Below are 14394 nucleotides of genomic sequence, written 5' to 3'. Positions count from 1 at the left end.
CTTTGGCGCCATATCGACAGTCCGCAAGGCGTGGCAAACGGCCTGTTAACGCTTTGCATTCATGACGAGCGGCGATGGCTTCACCCGCACCCATGCTCGGGATCGACCCGAAGATGTATCGCCACTTCGCGGCGATCACCCTGGTGCTGTCGATCGCTATCGCGATGTTCACCAACGGCAAAAGCGACGCGCCTGCGGCCCCACCGGCCGAGGCAGCGGCGCCCGCACCGGGCAAGCCGACGGACAAGGCACCGCCCCATCCCGAGGTGAAGACCGGCAACGGTACGCTGGTCGATGCCCGATCGAACCCGCCGCCGCCGAGCGATATGGATGTGGGGCCCGATCCGATCGACGGGACCGACACCAGCGTTTCCCCCTATGCCCCCGCCCCCAACCAGATCCAGATCGAGCTCGACCCCCGGCAGGCCGCGACGATGACGGCGGCACAGCGGGAGGAGGCGCTCAAGCAGTTGCAGGCGGAAAAGAAGCGGCGGGAGGAGGCCGGGCCCTACCGCCCCTCGGCCATGGAACTGCGCACGCTGCGATCGGCATCGGCGCTGCGTTCGGGTTCGGACGGGGCCGATTGAAGGGCCCATTTTCATCCCCCGGCGAGGCCCCAAGTTGACAAAGTTGACAGACTACAAAGGGCAAACTGCGGACAAGGCCCGGATTCAACGCGTTCGATCAAAAACCACGCATTATCAGAGTTTTAAAAGAGCGAAGCGGGGCTTTTACGCCGCCACGGCGCTGTAGGAAAGCAGCGGCCATGCTTGCATATGCAAGAGACGTGTCAACTTGCCCGCACGGCTGCGGCGAGCAAGGGACAAATTGTCTTTGAAAGGTGGTGCCCCTGGCCAGACTCGAACTGGCACGGATCTCTCCAACCGATTTTGAGTCGGTCGCGTCTACCATTCCACCACAGGGGCACTGCGGACGCGGCTTAGCCGCGCCCGCGCAAAGGTTCAACCGGCCTTGAGCGCGCCGGCAAGCAGCTTGTGCAGGCGCGAGTGCAGCGCATCGTTGCCCGCGAGCACGGTTTCATCGCAGATCGGCAGCGAACGGCCGCGGAAGTCGGACACGAAACCGCCCGCTTCGCGCACCAGCAGACAGCCGGCGGCGGTGTCATAAGGCTGCAGCGCCGATTCCCAGAACCCGTCGAAACGACCGGCGGCAACCCACGCAAGATCGAGCGAGGCCGCGCCGAACCGACGGATGCCCGCAACACGCGGGCCGAGTTCGTGATAGATCCGCGTCCATTCGCCCATGTCGCCACGATTGGCGAAGGGAATGCCGGTGCCGATCACGGCTTCATCGAGGTTGCGACGCGCCGAAACGCGCAGGCGGCGGTCCTGGAGCCAGGCGCCACGGCTCTTTTCCGCCCAGAAGCTTTCGTCGGTGACCGGCTGGTAGACGATCCCGGCGGTGACTTCGCCCCAGCCCGAACCATCGAGCTTGGGTTCCTGCACCGCGATCGAGATCGCGAAGTGCGGGATGCCGTGAAGGAAATTGGTGGTGCCATCGAGCGGATCGACGATGAAACGCGGCTTGGTGGGATCACCGGGCAGTTCGCCCGCCTCTTCCATCAGGAAGCCCCATTCGGGGCGCGCCGCGCGCAGTTCGTCCCAGATCGTGCGTTCGGCAGCCTGATCCGCCTTCGAAACGAAGTCGGACGGCCCCTTGCGGCTGACCTGGAGGTGTTCGACTTCGCCGAAATCGCGACGGAGACGCTGCCCGGCCTTGCGGGCAGCCTTCTCCATCACGCGCATCAGACCGGACATCGCCATGATGGATCAGCCCGCCTTGCCGACGTAGGTACGCTCGTACACGTCAACCACGATGCGCGTGCCGCTTTCGATATGCGGCGGAACCATGACGCGCACGCCATTGTCGAGGATCGCGGGCTTGTAGCTGGACGAAGCGGTCTGGCCCTTCACCACGGCGTCGGCTTCGACGATGGTGGCTTCGACCTGTTCGGGCAGCTGCACCGAGATCGGGCGATCGTCGTACATTTCGAGCACGGCAGTCATGCCATCCTGCAGGAACGCTTCGGCGCCGCCGAGCAGGTCCTTGGGCAGGGTGATCTGGTCGTAGGTTTCGACGTCCATGAACACCAGGTCTTCGCCTTCGGCATAAAGGAACTGGAAGTCCTTGGTATCGAGGCGTACGCGTTCCACGGTATCGGCACTGCGGAAGCGGACGTTGGTCTTGCGGCCATCGATCAGGTTCTTCATTTCGACCTGCATGAACGCGCCGCCCTTGCCGGGCTGGGTATGCTGGGTCTTGGCAACCTTCCAGATGCCCTTTTCGTATTCCAGGATATTGCCCGGACGGATGTCCACGCCGCTGATCTTCATGATGGAAAGAGCCCTGCCAGAGATGGGGAAGCGCGGCCCTTAGCGCCAAGCGCCGATTGCTTCAAGCGCAGCCGTCGTGCTAGCGCGACTGGCGTGATGAAGTCGCGCCTTGCCCTGATCGCCGCGTGCCTGCTGGCGAGCGCCGGTTCCGCCGTTCCGGCCCACGCCGTCCCTGGCGGAAAACTGCACACCCTGGCCATCGGCCACTGGCTGTGCGAGCAGCCCGGCGATGCGACCAAGCCGCCGGTGCGCCTGGAAGCAGACGATTTCTGGGCGGTGCAGGATTCGAGCTATTCGCTGCGCAACGGCGAGACGGGCACGTACCTGCTGCTGGCAGACCGCCTGGTAATGACGTCCGGTCCGTTCGAGGGACGGGCCTATGCGTTGGAAAGCGCCGCGACCGTCCATCCGCTTGGCAGCGATGGCAAGGAAACCGGGATGCGCTGCGTCAAGTCGGGCACGCCTTCGGCCTATGTCGACATGGCCGAGACGAACCCGCCGCTGCCGACCAAGAACTGATCCCGCCGGGCGGGATCACGCCCGCCTGACGGAATCGCGCTGCATCGTAGCATAAGCGAAGGCGATGATCGTGCCGAACACGATGATCCCCATCGGCACGGCGACACCGGTTTCGCCCGCGACCGCCATCACGTCGGCATTGTTGCTGGCAGCGACCAGCGCGGCGTAGGCGATGTTGAACAGGCCGTCGCCCACGATCAGCCCGGTGGCGGCGAGCACCCCCATGCGTTCGGCAAGCTCGGGATCGGCCTGCCGGGCTGCCCAGCGGTTGTAGACGTGCCCGAGCACAGCGCCGACGACGACCAGCGCGGTGACCTGCATCGGCAGGTACATGCCCATGCCGACGGCGAGCGGTGGCAGCGCGCCCTTGCCCGTCTTGCGCAGCACTTCATCGCCAGCGACGACCGCGACGCCGATGGCTGCGCCGATGCCGACGAGGCCCCAGTCGAGATTGCCGCCGAGCACGCCCTGCGCGATGGCGGAGATCAGCGCGGCCTGCGGCGCGGAAAGCGCGTTCTTGCCAGCGCCGGGCATCCCCTCGAACCCGAACGTCGCGTTGAGCAGATCGAGGATCGGCGGGATCACCAGCGCGCCGAAGCCGACGCCGAGGATGAGCGCGACCTGCTGGCGCCACGGCGTTGCGCCGACGAGCTGGCCGGTCTTGAGATCCTGCAGGTTGTCGTTGGAGATCGTCGCCACGCCGAACACGATTGCGGTGACGAACAGGGCGAAGGCCACCAGCGCCCGCATATCGGCTGGCGAGCCGCCGCGTCCGAAGATTGCCAGCAGCACCAGCGAGATGCCGAGCGCGGCAAGAATGCCGACGCCCGAGATCGGGCTGTTCGACGCGCCGATCAGGCCAGCCATGTAGCCGCAGACCGACGCGATGACGATGCCGGCGATCAGCACATAGATCACCGCCGCGCCGATGCCGAGGCCGAGCTTGCTGGCGACCCGGCCACCTGCGGCGAAATCGGCGAGCAGCAGTGCGATGGGGATCATCAGCGCGAGGATGGTGCCGCCGACAACACCGATCGGCAGATCGCGCTCGGTGAGCTCCAGACCTTCCATGCCCTGCCCTGCCCGCGCGCGGTTGGCGGCGATGGCGGCGGCGATGCCGCGCACGATCGGCCCGATCACGCGCAGCAGCGTCCAGATCGCGGCGATGCCGATGGTGCCGGCGCCGATGAAGCGGATCTTCTGGCGGAACACGGTGCCGATGAAATCGGCAAGCTCGGTGCCTGCAGGCGGGCCGCCTGCGGTGTATAGTGGCAGCAGCACGCCGAAACTGATGACGATGCCGACCAGCATCGCGATGCCGACGGCAAGGCCGACGAGATGGCCCACGGCGACGAGCGCGAGCGAGAGCCCGCCCGCCACCGACGTGCCACCAGACCCCACGGGAATAGTGAAGGAGGCTTCTTCGGCCACCAGCTTCATCTTGGCGAGCAGCGGGTAGAACAGGCCGAGGAAAGCACCGCGTCCGACCGCGGCAAGGCCCTTGCGGTTTTCCTCTACCCCGCCGACGCCTGCACCGACCTTGAGCACTTCGGCGGCGGCAACGCCTTCGGGATAGGGAAGGTCCGATCCGGTCACCAGCGCACGTCGCAGCGGCACCGAATACATCACGCCCAGCGCGCCACCGATGGCAATGACGGCGACCGACTGCCAGTAGGGAAAGCCGCTCCACCAGCCGACCATGACGAGGCCGGGCAGCACGAACACGATCGCGGACAGCGTGCCGGCCGAGCTGGCGATGGTCTGGACGATGTTGTTTTCCTGAATCGTCGATCCGGGAAGCAGCCGCAGCAGCGCCATCGAGATGACGGCGGCAGGGATCGACGTCGCGAAAGTCAGCCCGATCCGCAGGCCGAGGTAGACGTTGGCACCGGTGAACACCATCGTCAGCAGCGCGCCAAGCACCACGGCGCGCAGGGTCAGTTCACGGATCGGTTGCTCTTGCGCCATGCGGTTCTCCTCAACCGTGCCGTAGTGGCACGTGCAGGCGGATCAGGGAAGCGCGCGCAGCAGCGGAAAGGGATTGATCGGCTCGCCTTGATCCCAGCGTGCTTCGGGCGTGGTGCGCAGCAGCGCAAAATGGAGATGCGGGGCGCCCGGATCGGCATTGCCGGTGGCGCCGACCGCGCCGATCACCTGCCCCGCGCGCACCGCCTGCCCTTCGGCGAGGTCCGGGGCGTAGGCGGACAGATGCGCGTAGTAGGCCATCGTCCGGCCATCGGGGCTGCGGATATAGATCGTGTTGCCGCCCTCGTTCGACAGGAACAACTTGTCGACCCGGCCCGCCATCGCCGCGAGCACGGGCGTGCCGGAAGGGGCCATGATGTCGATCGCATCGTGGATCCGCGCGCCGCCGGCCCGCGCCTGCGTGTAGGTGTCCGTCAGGTCGGCGGGGCGGACGCCCTGGACCGGCAGGACGAGCGACCCGGACATCGCCGGAAGTGGCGCAAGCGGGGACGCAGCAGGTTGCGGCACGGCGGCGGCCGGACCTGGTGCGCCAACGAGCGCCTGCGGCATGACCGACGAACGCGCGCCACCGTTCAGCCAGAGGGCGCCGGCAACGAGCCAGACCGCCGAGGTGATCGCGGCGGTGGTGGCGATCAGGCGCAGCTTGTCCTGCCACCGCTCCATCGCGATCACGCCCCCGACTTCACCGCGTCAGACAACGAATTCCACCTTGGTCTTGGTCGAGACCATCTGGGCAAGGCGCGCGACGTCCCAGTTGGTCAGGCGCACGCAGCCGTGGCTCTGGCTACGGCCGATCGTCTGCGGTTCGGGCGTGCCGTGGATGCCGTAGTGTTCCTTGGACAGATCGATCCAGACCACGCCCACCGGGCCATTGGGGCCTGGCGGGAGTAGGACCTTGGGCTTCTTGTCCGACACATCCCAGAACAGGTCCGGGTTATAGTGGAACTTGGGATTGTGATCGATGCCGTAGATCTTCCAGGCGCCCAGCGGCAGGGGATCGTGGCTCGACCCGGTCGTGACGGTGAACAGCGCGACCAGCTTTCCGGCGGTGTCGTATCCGCTCAAGGTGCCCTTGCTGCGGCTGACGACGATTCGGTCGAGCGGGGGCTGGTCGGTGCCGACGCCCAGCGAGGCAAGCGTGCGCAGCCAGTCTTCATCCTGCTTGCCAACGGCGGAGATCGCATCGTTGCCCACATTGGGCACGCGGATCTTCTGGCCGGCGGCGAAGGCGACCGGCGGCGATCCCTGTGGCGCAGGGTTGAGCGCGTGGAGCACTTCGGGCGTGGTATGGAAGCGTTCGGCAAGCTTTTCATCGAGAGAGGCGTAGCCGAGGGAGGGAAGCTTGGCCTGTTCGACCGGGTCCTTGGGCAGGGGGGCGAAGGGACCCGCGGCGAAATCGGCGGGGATGGTGACCACGCGCGTGGCGGCGATCTGCGACCAGCGCGACAGCAGGGTCTGCGTCTGGTCGTCAAGCTCGCCCGATTGCGGCAGGTCGTTCGCCTGTTGCAGGCCGCGCAGCGCATTGTGGGTAGACAGGCCCATCTGTCCATCGATCACGCCAGGCGCAAAGCCGAGGCGTTCGAGCACGACCTGCACCTTCATGATCGGGCGCGGCTGATCGTCGGCGGCGGCAGGATCGGGCGCCTGGCCTGGGCCCGGATCGTGCGAGGCCATCGAATCGGCGGTGATGCCCTGCTGTTCCTGCGCCGGCTCGGAAGCGGCGCCGGTATCGGTCGCCCCCGTGCCAATTCCCGAACTGTTCGAATTGCAAGCCGCCAGCGAAAGCGCGAGGCAGGTAGTCAGCAGAAAGCGACGCATCAGTGTTCCCGGTGTTATATTTCCCGGGAAACACCTTGGCGTTCAATGGGTTCCTCAACCCTCTCGCGCGGCAGCAAGGATCGCGTCGGCAAGGCGGCGGACACCCAGGGCTTCGTCGGCTCCCCAGATGGCCTGGCTTACCGCGAGAAAGTCGGCACCGGCCTGCACCAGCCCTGCGCAATTGTCTGCAGTGATCCCCCCGATGGCGACGCAGGGCAGTTCGAACAGCGTCGACCACCAAGTGAGCAATTCGGGCTCTGGGCGGTGCTTGGTTTCCTTGGTGCTGCTGGGGAAGAAGGCGCCGAAGGCGACGTAGTCGGCTCCGGCCTCGCCCGCTTCCATGGCAAGATGGCGGCTGTCGTGACAGGTGACGCCGATCTGGGCATCGCGTCCCAGCCGCTGGCGCGCTTCGGCCACGGTGCCGTCCTCCTGACCAAGATGCACGCCGTCTGCACCCAGGCGCTTGGCGAGCGCCACCGAATCGTTGACGATGAATGCCACTTCGCGATCGGCGCAAATCCTCTGGAGCGGCTCGGCAAGCCGCGCGGCCTGGTGTTCATCGACATTCTTTACCCGGAACTGAAACGCGGCAATCGGCGCGGCCGGGTCCGAGGCATCGAGCGCGCGGGCCAACCGGTCGGCAAACGTGCCGGAGACATCGAGCGGCGAGATCAGGTAGATCGAACATGAAGGGTGAGCCATGGGACGAGCGCCCTACCCTTCCCGCCAGCCGCGCGCAATCGGGCGTTCCGGAACCGTTCAGCCCCAGCGCCGATTATGGCCGCATGAAGAAGCTGCTGCTCCCCCTGATCGCCTTCGCACCGCTTGCCGCCTGCGCTACGATTCCAGCCGATATCCGGACTGACGGATTTGCACGGCTGAGCGAAGCGACCCGCGCCGGGCCCGTCACCGTCCGGCCGGTGGACGTAGTCGAGGACAGCCGCTGCCCGATGAACGCGCGCTGCATCTGGGCGGGCCGCGTGGTCGTTTCTGCCGTGATCACCGAAGACGGCCGCAAGCAGGAGCGCAAGCTGGTGCTGGGCGAACCGGCGCTGCTGACGTCTGGCAGCGTCATGCTCGATACGGTCGAACCGCCAACCCGCACCGACACCCAGATCCGGCCGCAGGACTATCGCTTTCACTTCAGCTGGACGGGCCGCTGACGCAGCCGCGCATCAGCCCGAAACGGCAATTCCGTGTTGCGTCATGGCGGCATCGAAGGGTGACGCATCGTCCAGCCGTATGGCGATGCGACGGCGCTTGCCGGCGAGTGCCCCTTCCGCGACTTCGATGATGCGGTTGGGATAGGCCACGGGCACCAGCTTGCGCACATCTGGTGCGCCGAGCGTGCCCGCGGGCCAATCTCGCTGGATGCCGGCAATCTGGTCCAGCCGCAGTTCGACCTTGCGCAGCGAGCCCATGTGCAGGACCAGAACATCGCCATCCAGCCGATGCGGCAACCGCGCGAACGAGCGGATCCAGCCGACCAGCCAGACGAGCGACAGGAAGGTCAGGATCGTGAGCGGCCAGGCGAGCGACGGCCACTTGAGCGAAACGAACAGGTGAACGGCGAGCATTTCGAGCACCGCCAGACCAAACAGCGCCCAGACCATCGGCGCCACACTGCGATGATAGGGAAAGGTCATAGCGGCATCCTGTTGCAGAAACGGAGACGCCCCGCCCCCGGTTGACGGGGTGCGGGGCGGCCTTTCTCCATCCTCACGCAACTTGTGGAAGGGGTTTTCCCCTTCACGCATCAGGCCGCGACGGCGGCGGTCTTCTGCGTCGAACCGTTGTAGATTTCGTCGATCGCCGCACCGAGCGAGGCATCGAATTCGGCGTCGGTCATCTGGAAGCGCAGGTCTTCGAGCAGAGCGCGGCTGAAGCTGGCGATGATGCCGGTGTTCTTGGCAAGTTCGACGCAGGCTTCGGGGCGCTTGTAGCCGCCCGAAAGTGCGACGACGCGCAGGACCTTGGGATGCGATACGAGCGGATCGAAGGTGCCCGGCACGATCGGCAGCGACAGCTTGAGCATGACCTGCTGGCCTTCGGGCAGCTCGTCGAGGTTCTTGAGGATCTCGGCGAGCAGGATCTTGTCGCAGTCGGCGCGGGTTTCGCTCTTGATGTTCACTTCCGGTTCGATGATCGGCATCATGCCGTGCGAAAGCACCTGCTTGCCCACTTCGAACTGCTGCTTGACCACGGCGGCGATGCCTTCGGCATTGGCCGAATTGATGACCGAGCGTTCCTTGGTGCCATAGACGCCCAGCGCCTTCGACTTTTCGAGCAGCGCGTCGAGCGTGGGCATCGGCTTCATCAGCTGGACGCCGTTGGCTTCGTCTTCCAGGCCCTTGTCGATCTTGATGAAGGGCACGACGCCCTTTTCGATCAGCGCGGCCGGCGTCGGCTTGCCATCGACGGTGCCGTCCATGGTGCGTTCGAACAGGATCGCACCGATGACCTTGTCGCCGGTGAAGGCGGGCGACTTGATGATGCGGCTGCGCATGTCGTGGATCAGGCCGAACATTTCCTCTTCGGTGTTCCACGCGCCCGCTTCCACGCCGTAACCGGCAAGTGCCTTGGGCGTCGAACCGCCGCTCTGGTCGAGCGCGGCGATAAATCCGTTACCCGCGGCCATCTTCTCGGTCATTTCGGCGTAGTTCATGGCTGATCCCGTGCTGTGGAAAAGAATCGGGCAAGCGGCCCGTGCATACCTATGCGCAAACGCTCCATAAACAGGCGCGGATTGCAGTGCAACATCGCGCCTGTCCGGTGGGTCGATTTTTTATCCGAGCGCGGCGACGCCGGGCAGTTCCTTGCCTTCCATCCATTCAAGGAAAGCGCCGCCAGCCGTCGAGATATAGGAGAAGTCGCCCGCCACGCCGGCGTGATTGAGCGCGGCGACGGTATCGCCCCCGCCTGCGACCGAGATCAGCGAACCTTCCTTGCTGAGCGCGGCGGCAGTGCGGGCCAGCGCCACGGTCGCAGCATCGAACGGCTCCATTTCGAAGGCGCCCATCGGCCCGTTCCAGACCAGCGTGCGGCAGGTCTTGAGCACATCGCCCAGCGCTTCCACCGCCTGCGGCCCCACGTCGAGGATCATTTCGTCGGCGGCGACTTCGTGCACGTTGCAGGTGCGCAGCGAAGGCGGATTCGCGGCGAATTCCTTCGACACGACCACGTCATAGGGCAGGTGCACGGTGCAACCGGCCTTGTCGGCATTGTCGAGGATTTCCTCGGCCGTGGCCTTCAGATCATGCTCGCACAGCGACTTGCCGACATCGACACCACGCGCGGCGAGGAAGGTATTGGCCATTCCGCCACCGATGATCAGGTGATCGACCTTCGAAACGAGGTGCTTGAGCACATCGAGCTTGGTCGAAACCTTCGCCCCGCCGACGACGGCAGCGACCGGGCGTTCGGGCGCGCCAAGCGCCTTTTCCAGCGCCTTGAGCTCGGCCTCCATGGCCCGACCGGCAAAGGCTGGCAGCACCCGGGCGAGGCCCTCGGTCGAAGCGTGGGCGCGGTGCGCGGCGGAGAATGCGTCGTTGACGTAGAAGTCGCCCAGGCTGGCGAAGCGCTCGATCACGGCAGGATCGTTCTTTTCCTCGCCGCCGAAGAAGCGCGTGTTTTCGAGCACGGCGATGCTGCCGGGGGCAAGCGCGGCCACGGCGGCCTTGTCGCCCTCCCAGTCGATGTAGCTGACCGGACGGCCCAGCACGTGGGCGAGCGGGTCGGCCAGCTTCTTCAGCGAAAACTCTTCGGACGGCTGGCCCTTGGGACGGCCGAAGTGGGCCAGCACCAGGACCTTGGCGCCCTTGTCGGCCAGTTCGGTCAGCGTCGCCACGGTGGCGCGCAGGCGGGTATCGTCGGTGACCCTACCATCGGCCATCGGCACGTTGAGGTCTTCACGGACCAGCACGGCCTTGCCAGTCACGTCCCCGATGTCGTCCAGCGTCTTGAAGCTCATGTCTCGATCCTCACTTCGTCGCCGATGGCGATGTCGCCATCGCTGATGACCTTGCCGCACACGCCGCCGCGCCAATCGGGCAGCAGTGCGGCTTTCAGGCCGGGGGCAATTTCGTCCATGCGGCTGCAGGGGTCGCATTCGCAGTTGATGCGGATGCGCAGGGCTTCGCCGATGCGGATGATGGCGCCGGGTTGGCGTGGCAGGCGCAGGCCGGAAACCAGGAGGTTTGCGCGGCGCACGTGCCAGGGCAGGTCGATCTTGAGATCGGCCAGCGCGGCGGCCCAGCTTTCCGCCTCCATGACGGTGATCTGGCGCTTGCCGGTCTTGCCGGGGCGGAGGGCGCCACGCAGATCGCCGTGGACGCCCTCGCCTTCGGTCACGCGGACGCGGGAGATGGTCTCGATAGGACCGCGCGGCCGATCATGCCGCGCGATTCCCTCCAGAACGCCTGAGCGCAGTCCCGCGTCCATCGCGGATGCTTAGAGGAACTTGCCCATCGCGCCCGCGGTATCGAGCATGCGGTTCGAGAAGCCCCATTCGTTGTCGTACCAAGACAGCACGCGCACCAGCTTGCCTTCGAGCACCGCGGTTTCGAGGCTGTCGATGGTCGACGAGTGCGAATCGTGATTGAAGTCGATCGAGACCAGCGGCTCGTCGGTATAGCCGAGCACGCCCTTGAGCGCGCCCTCGGCAGCTGCCTTGAGCAGGCCGTTGACTTCCTCGACCGTGGTGTCGCGCTTGGGCGTGAAGGTCAGGTCGACGACCGAGACGTTCGGGGTGGGAACGCGGATCGACGAACCATCGAGCTTGCCCTTCAGATCGGGCAGCACTTCGCCCACGGCGACGGCGGCGCCGGTGCTGGTCGGGATCATGTTCATCGCGGCAGCGCGGGCGCGACGCGGATCCTTGTGCAGCTGGTCGAGGATCTTCTGGTCGTTGGTGTACGAGTGGATCGTCGTCATCAGGCCACGCTCGATGCCGATCGATTCATGCAGGACCTTGGCCAGCGGCGCGAGGCAGTTGGTGGTGCACGACGCGTTCGAGACGATCTTGTGGTCGGCGGTCAGCTTGTCGTGGTTGACGCCGAAGACGACGGTGAGGTCCACGCCCTTGGCCGGCGCCGAGATCAGCACGCGCTTGGCGCCCGCATCGAGGTGCTTCTGGCCGCCGGCGCGATCCACGAAGAAGCCGGTGCATTCCAGCGCAATGTCGATGCCGTTGGCGGCGTGCGGCAGGTTGGCCGGATCCTTTTCGGCAGTGACCTGGATGCGCTTGCCGTTGATGATCAGATCGTTGCCATCGACCGAGACATCGCCCGGGAAAGCGCCGTGGACGCTGTCGCGCTTGAACAGCAGGGCGTTTGCCTTGGCATCGGCGAGATCGTTGATCGAAACCAGCTCGAGCCCTGCTTCGGGGCGTTCGAGAATGGCGCGCGCGACGTTGCGCCCGATACGTCCGAAACCGTTGATCGCAACCTTGATCGCCATGTCAAAAACTCCCTTTAAATCACGAAAGACGTTCGAGGACCTGCGGGACGATCTTGTCCACGCTGAACCCGAAGTGATCGAACAGGACGTCGGCCGGGGCCGATGCGCCAAAGGTATCCAGGCCGATGGTCAGGCCATCGCCGACATACTTCTGCCAGCCGAAGGTGACGCCCGCCTCGATCGAGACCTTGAGCACGCCGGCCGGTAGCACGTCGGCCTTGTAGGCGGCGTCCTGTCCGTCGAACAGTTCGAGGCACGGGGCCGAAACCACGTCCGCGCCAATGCCCTTGGCTTCGAGCGCGACCGCGACGTCCTTGGCCAGCGCCACTTCCGAACCGGTGGCGACGAGCACGACCTTGCGATCGGCTTCGGCGCTAACCAGGCGATAGGCGCCCTTGGCGCTCTTCATCTCGGCATCGAAGCGGACCGGCGGCAGGTTCTGGCGCGACAGGGCGAGGACCGAGGAGGCATGCTTGTCAGCCAGAGCAAGCGCCCAGGCTTCGGCCGTCTCGATCGCGTCGGCCGGGCGGAACACCTTGAGGCCGGGGATCATGCGCAGGCTCATCACGTGCTCGACCGGCTGGTGGGTCGGGCCATCTTCGCCCAGGCCAATCGAATCGTGGCTCAGCACATAGATCGCGCGGGTGTGCTGCAGCGCCGACATGCGGATCGCGTTGCGGCAGTAGTCGGCGAAGACCAGGAAGGTGCCGCCGTAGGGAATGATGCCGCCATGCAGCGCCATGCCGTTCATCGCCGCGGCCATGCCGAATTCGCGGATGCCGTAGAACACGTAGCGACCGTCGTAGCTGTCCGGGCCGAACGGCAGGGTCGACTTGGTCTTGGTGAGGTTCGAGCCGGTCAGGTCCGCCGAGCCACCGACCATTTCGGGGATGGCGGCGGTGAAGGCTTCGAGTGCCATCTCGCTCGCCTTGCGGGTGGCGACCTTGGGCGGGTTGGCGATCAGCGACTGGATATACGCGTCGAAGCCCGTGTCGGCGGGAAGATCGCCGGCCATGCGGCGGGCGAGTTCACCGGCCTTGTCGCTGGCGGCGGCGCGCGCCTGCCATTCGGCATGGGCCGCCTTGCCCGCTTCGCCGGTCGAGCGCCAGTTGGCGAGGATCTCTGCCGGAATCTCGAACGGGGCCGAAGTCCACCCGAGGTATTCGCGCGCGGCGGCGATCTCGTCGGCGCCGAGCGGCGCGCCGTGGACATTGTGGCCGCCCTGCTTGTTGGGGGCACCCTTGCCGATCACGGTACGGCAGGCGACGATCGAGGGGCGCGGATCGGCAGCAGCTTCAGCCAGTGCACGGGCGATGTCGGCGAAGTCATGCCCATCGCACGAGGTGGTGTGCCAGCCGGTGGCGGCGTAGCGGCCGAGGATGTCCTCGCTGGTCGACAGCGAGGTATCGCCGTCGATGGTGATCTTGTTGTCATCCCACAGCACGTTCAGGCGGCCGAGCTTGAGCGTGCCGGCAAGGCCGATGGCTTCGTGGTTGACGCCTTCCATCAGGCAGCCGTCGCCGGCGATCACCCAAGTCTTGTGATCGACCAGGTCATCGCCGAACTGGGCGTTGAGATGGCGTTCCGCCATCGCCATGCCCACGGCCATTGCAATGCCCTGACCAAGCGGGCCGGTGGTGCATTCGACGCCATCGATCAGGAAGTTTTCCGGATGCCCCGCGCAGACGCTGTTCATCTGGCGGAAGTTGCGGATGTCATCCATCGTCGGGCTGGCGTAGCCCGAGAGGTGGAGCAGCGAATAGATCAGCATCGAGCCGTGGCCGGCCGAGAGCACGAAGCGATCGCGGTCCGCCCACTTGGGCGCCGAGGGATCGAACTTCAGGAACTGCGACCACAGCACGGTGGCGACGTCTGCCATGCCCATCGGCATGCCGGGGTGGCCGGAATTGGCAGCCTGGACCGCGTCCATGGCGAGCGCACGGATCGCGTTGGCCATGGGACCGAGCGCGGCGGGATCACGAGTCATAACCTGAGAAAAACCCTTCTGGCGCGCAAATCGGCACGCATTATCGGTGATTCGGAGCGCGGCCTCTTTGGTGACCCCGCCCCCAAGCGTCAAGTTTGCGAGGGTGACGCGCTCACCCTCTCGTGTCGAGCCGACGCATACGTTCGCGTCCCGGCCGCGCATACGAATGCGGACGCCGATTCGCAAGCCCGGTCACGGAGACGGCCCGCGGGCGCGCTTATCAACAGGTCAGCTTGGCTTGTGCCGAGGAGCGGCGTTACAACCCCGCCTGCT

Annotated in this window: 15 protein-coding genes and 1 tRNA gene; 3 read left to right on the top strand and 13 right to left on the bottom strand. The window is 65.9% G+C overall.

Annotated elements, in window-relative coordinates:
• Window positions 1–74: 74 nt before the first annotated feature.
• Entirely contained in the window at window positions 75–587 is a 513-nt protein-coding gene (locus HHL27_RS07365) for a hypothetical protein (RefSeq protein WP_169492699.1), read from the top strand.
• A 255-nt stretch (window positions 588–842) separates the two neighbouring features.
• Here the strand turns inward: HHL27_RS07365 and HHL27_RS07360 are convergent.
• The 3 genes from HHL27_RS07360 to efp form a co-directional block, all read right to left on the bottom strand.
• Window positions 843–926: transfer RNA gene (locus tag HHL27_RS07360), tRNA-Leu, on the bottom strand.
• 36 nt (window positions 927–962) lie between these two features.
• Window positions 963–1787: an inositol monophosphatase family protein gene (locus HHL27_RS07355; protein WP_169492834.1), complete on the bottom strand. Its 825-nt coding sequence runs from the start codon at window positions 1785–1787 to the stop codon at window positions 963–965.
• 3 nt (window positions 1788–1790) lie between these two features.
• A complete protein-coding gene (efp, locus tag HHL27_RS07350; RefSeq protein WP_169492698.1) occupies window positions 1791–2354 on the bottom strand; it encodes an elongation factor P in 564 nt (187 codons plus the stop codon).
• A gap of 96 nt (window positions 2355–2450) precedes the next feature.
• Between efp and HHL27_RS07345 the strand changes: the two genes are divergently transcribed.
• On the top strand, window positions 2451–2873 hold the full coding sequence (locus tag HHL27_RS07345; RefSeq protein WP_206069420.1) for a hypothetical protein: 423 nt from the start codon (window positions 2451–2453) through the stop codon (window positions 2871–2873).
• Window positions 2874–2888: 15 nt separating this feature from the next.
• On the opposite strand, the gene HHL27_RS07340 is transcribed toward HHL27_RS07345, so the two are convergent.
• From HHL27_RS07340 to thiE, 4 genes are read right to left on the bottom strand one after another with little or no spacing between them, the layout of a single operon-like run.
• On the bottom strand, window positions 2889–4841 hold the full coding sequence (locus HHL27_RS07340; RefSeq protein ID WP_169492697.1) for an OPT family oligopeptide transporter: 1953 nt from the start codon (window positions 4839–4841) through the stop codon (window positions 2889–2891).
• 42 nt (window positions 4842–4883) lie between these two features.
• The gene (locus tag HHL27_RS07335) at window positions 4884–5522 is read right to left on the bottom strand and encodes a M23 family metallopeptidase (RefSeq protein ID WP_169492833.1); all 639 of its coding nucleotides are present in this window, start codon (window positions 5520–5522) and stop codon (window positions 4884–4886) included.
• A gap of 27 nt (window positions 5523–5549) precedes the next feature.
• Window positions 5550–6677, bottom strand: a complete 1128-nt coding sequence (locus HHL27_RS07330) for a L,D-transpeptidase family protein (RefSeq protein ID WP_169492696.1) — start codon at window positions 6675–6677, stop codon at window positions 5550–5552.
• 54 nt (window positions 6678–6731) lie between these two features.
• Window positions 6732–7379 carry a thiamine phosphate synthase gene (gene thiE / locus HHL27_RS07325; RefSeq protein ID WP_169492695.1) on the bottom strand — a complete coding sequence of 216 codons (648 nt, stop codon included), beginning with the start codon at window positions 7377–7379 and terminating at the stop codon, window positions 6732–6734.
• Between thiE and HHL27_RS22385 the strand changes: the two genes are divergently transcribed.
• The gene (locus HHL27_RS22385) at window positions 7364–7840 is read left to right on the top strand and encodes a hypothetical protein (RefSeq protein ID WP_240959456.1); all 477 of its coding nucleotides are present in this window, start codon (window positions 7364–7366) and stop codon (window positions 7838–7840) included. The two genes, thiE and HHL27_RS22385, sit on opposite strands and share 16 nt — an antisense overlap.
• 12 nt (window positions 7841–7852) lie before the next feature.
• Here HHL27_RS22385 and HHL27_RS07315 read toward each other — a convergent pair whose 3' ends face one another.
• The 6 genes from HHL27_RS07315 to tkt form a co-directional block, all read right to left on the bottom strand.
• Window positions 7853–8323, bottom strand: coding sequence for a hypothetical protein (locus tag HHL27_RS07315; protein WP_169492694.1), 471 nt, complete (start codon window positions 8321–8323; stop codon window positions 7853–7855).
• Between the two features lie 110 nt (window positions 8324–8433).
• Window positions 8434–9342, bottom strand: coding sequence for a fructose bisphosphate aldolase (locus HHL27_RS07310; protein ID WP_169492693.1), 909 nt, complete (start codon window positions 9340–9342; stop codon window positions 8434–8436).
• Window positions 9343–9462: 120 nt separating this feature from the next.
• On the bottom strand, window positions 9463–10647 hold the full coding sequence (locus tag HHL27_RS07305; protein WP_169492692.1) for a phosphoglycerate kinase: 1185 nt from the start codon (window positions 10645–10647) through the stop codon (window positions 9463–9465).
• Window positions 10644–11117 (bottom strand): MOSC domain-containing protein, encoded by a 474-nt coding sequence (locus tag HHL27_RS07300; protein ID WP_169492691.1) that lies wholly within the window; start codon window positions 11115–11117, stop codon window positions 10644–10646. The genes HHL27_RS07305 and HHL27_RS07300 overlap by 4 nt, the downstream gene beginning before the upstream one ends.
• A gap of 9 nt (window positions 11118–11126) precedes the next feature.
• Window positions 11127–12134: a type I glyceraldehyde-3-phosphate dehydrogenase gene (gene gap, locus HHL27_RS07295; RefSeq protein WP_169492690.1), complete on the bottom strand. Its 1008-nt coding sequence runs from the start codon at window positions 12132–12134 to the stop codon at window positions 11127–11129.
• A 19-nt stretch (window positions 12135–12153) separates the two neighbouring features.
• Entirely contained in the window at window positions 12154–14121 is a 1968-nt protein-coding gene (tkt, locus tag HHL27_RS07290) for a transketolase (RefSeq protein WP_169492689.1), read from the bottom strand.
• Window positions 14122–14394 lie beyond the last annotated feature (273 nt).

It is taken from the genome of Novosphingobium olei (assembly GCF_012927405.1).
Classification (GTDB): Bacteria; Pseudomonadota; Alphaproteobacteria; order Sphingomonadales; family Sphingomonadaceae; genus Novosphingobium; species Novosphingobium olei.
The sequence above is the reverse complement of the archived record's forward strand: the minus strand, read 5'-3'. Positions and strand labels throughout refer to the sequence as shown.

Bases quoted from the DNA above. Each gene is read 5' to 3' on its own strand.
- HHL27_RS07305 (WP_169492692.1), bottom strand. From the start codon at position 10,647: ATGAGCTTCAAGACGCTGGACGACATCGGGGACGTGACTGGCAAGGCC.
- efp (WP_169492698.1), bottom strand. From the start codon at position 2,354: ATGAAGATCAGCGGCGTGGACATCCGTCCGGGCAATATCCTGGAATAC.
- HHL27_RS07335 (WP_169492833.1), bottom strand. From the start codon at position 5,522: ATGGAGCGGTGGCAGGACAAGCTGCGCCTGATCGCCACCACCGCCGCG.
- HHL27_RS07310 (WP_169492693.1), bottom strand. From the start codon at position 9,342: ATGAACTACGCCGAAATGACCGAGAAGATGGCCGCGGGTAACGGATTT.
- HHL27_RS07330 (WP_169492696.1), bottom strand. From the start codon at position 6,677: ATGCGTCGCTTTCTGCTGACTACCTGCCTCGCGCTTTCGCTGGCGGCT.
- HHL27_RS07365 (WP_169492699.1), top strand. From the start codon at position 75: ATGGCTTCACCCGCACCCATGCTCGGGATCGACCCGAAGATGTATCGC.
- thiE (WP_169492695.1), bottom strand. From the start codon at position 7,379: ATGGCTCACCCTTCATGTTCGATCTACCTGATCTCGCCGCTCGATGTC.
- HHL27_RS07315 (WP_169492694.1), bottom strand. From the start codon at position 8,323: ATGACCTTTCCCTATCATCGCAGTGTGGCGCCGATGGTCTGGGCGCTG.
- HHL27_RS22385 (WP_240959456.1), top strand. From the start codon at position 7,364: ATGAAGGGTGAGCCATGGGACGAGCGCCCTACCCTTCCCGCCAGCCGC.
- HHL27_RS07345 (WP_206069420.1), top strand. From the start codon at position 2,451: ATGAAGTCGCGCCTTGCCCTGATCGCCGCGTGCCTGCTGGCGAGCGCC.
- HHL27_RS07340 (WP_169492697.1), bottom strand. From the start codon at position 4,841: ATGGCGCAAGAGCAACCGATCCGTGAACTGACCCTGCGCGCCGTGGTG.
- gap (WP_169492690.1), bottom strand. From the start codon at position 12,134: ATGGCGATCAAGGTTGCGATCAACGGTTTCGGACGTATCGGGCGCAAC.
- HHL27_RS07300 (WP_169492691.1), bottom strand. From the start codon at position 11,117: ATGGACGCGGGACTGCGCTCAGGCGTTCTGGAGGGAATCGCGCGGCAT.
- tkt (WP_169492689.1), bottom strand. From the start codon at position 14,121: ATGACTCGTGATCCCGCCGCGCTCGGTCCCATGGCCAACGCGATCCGT.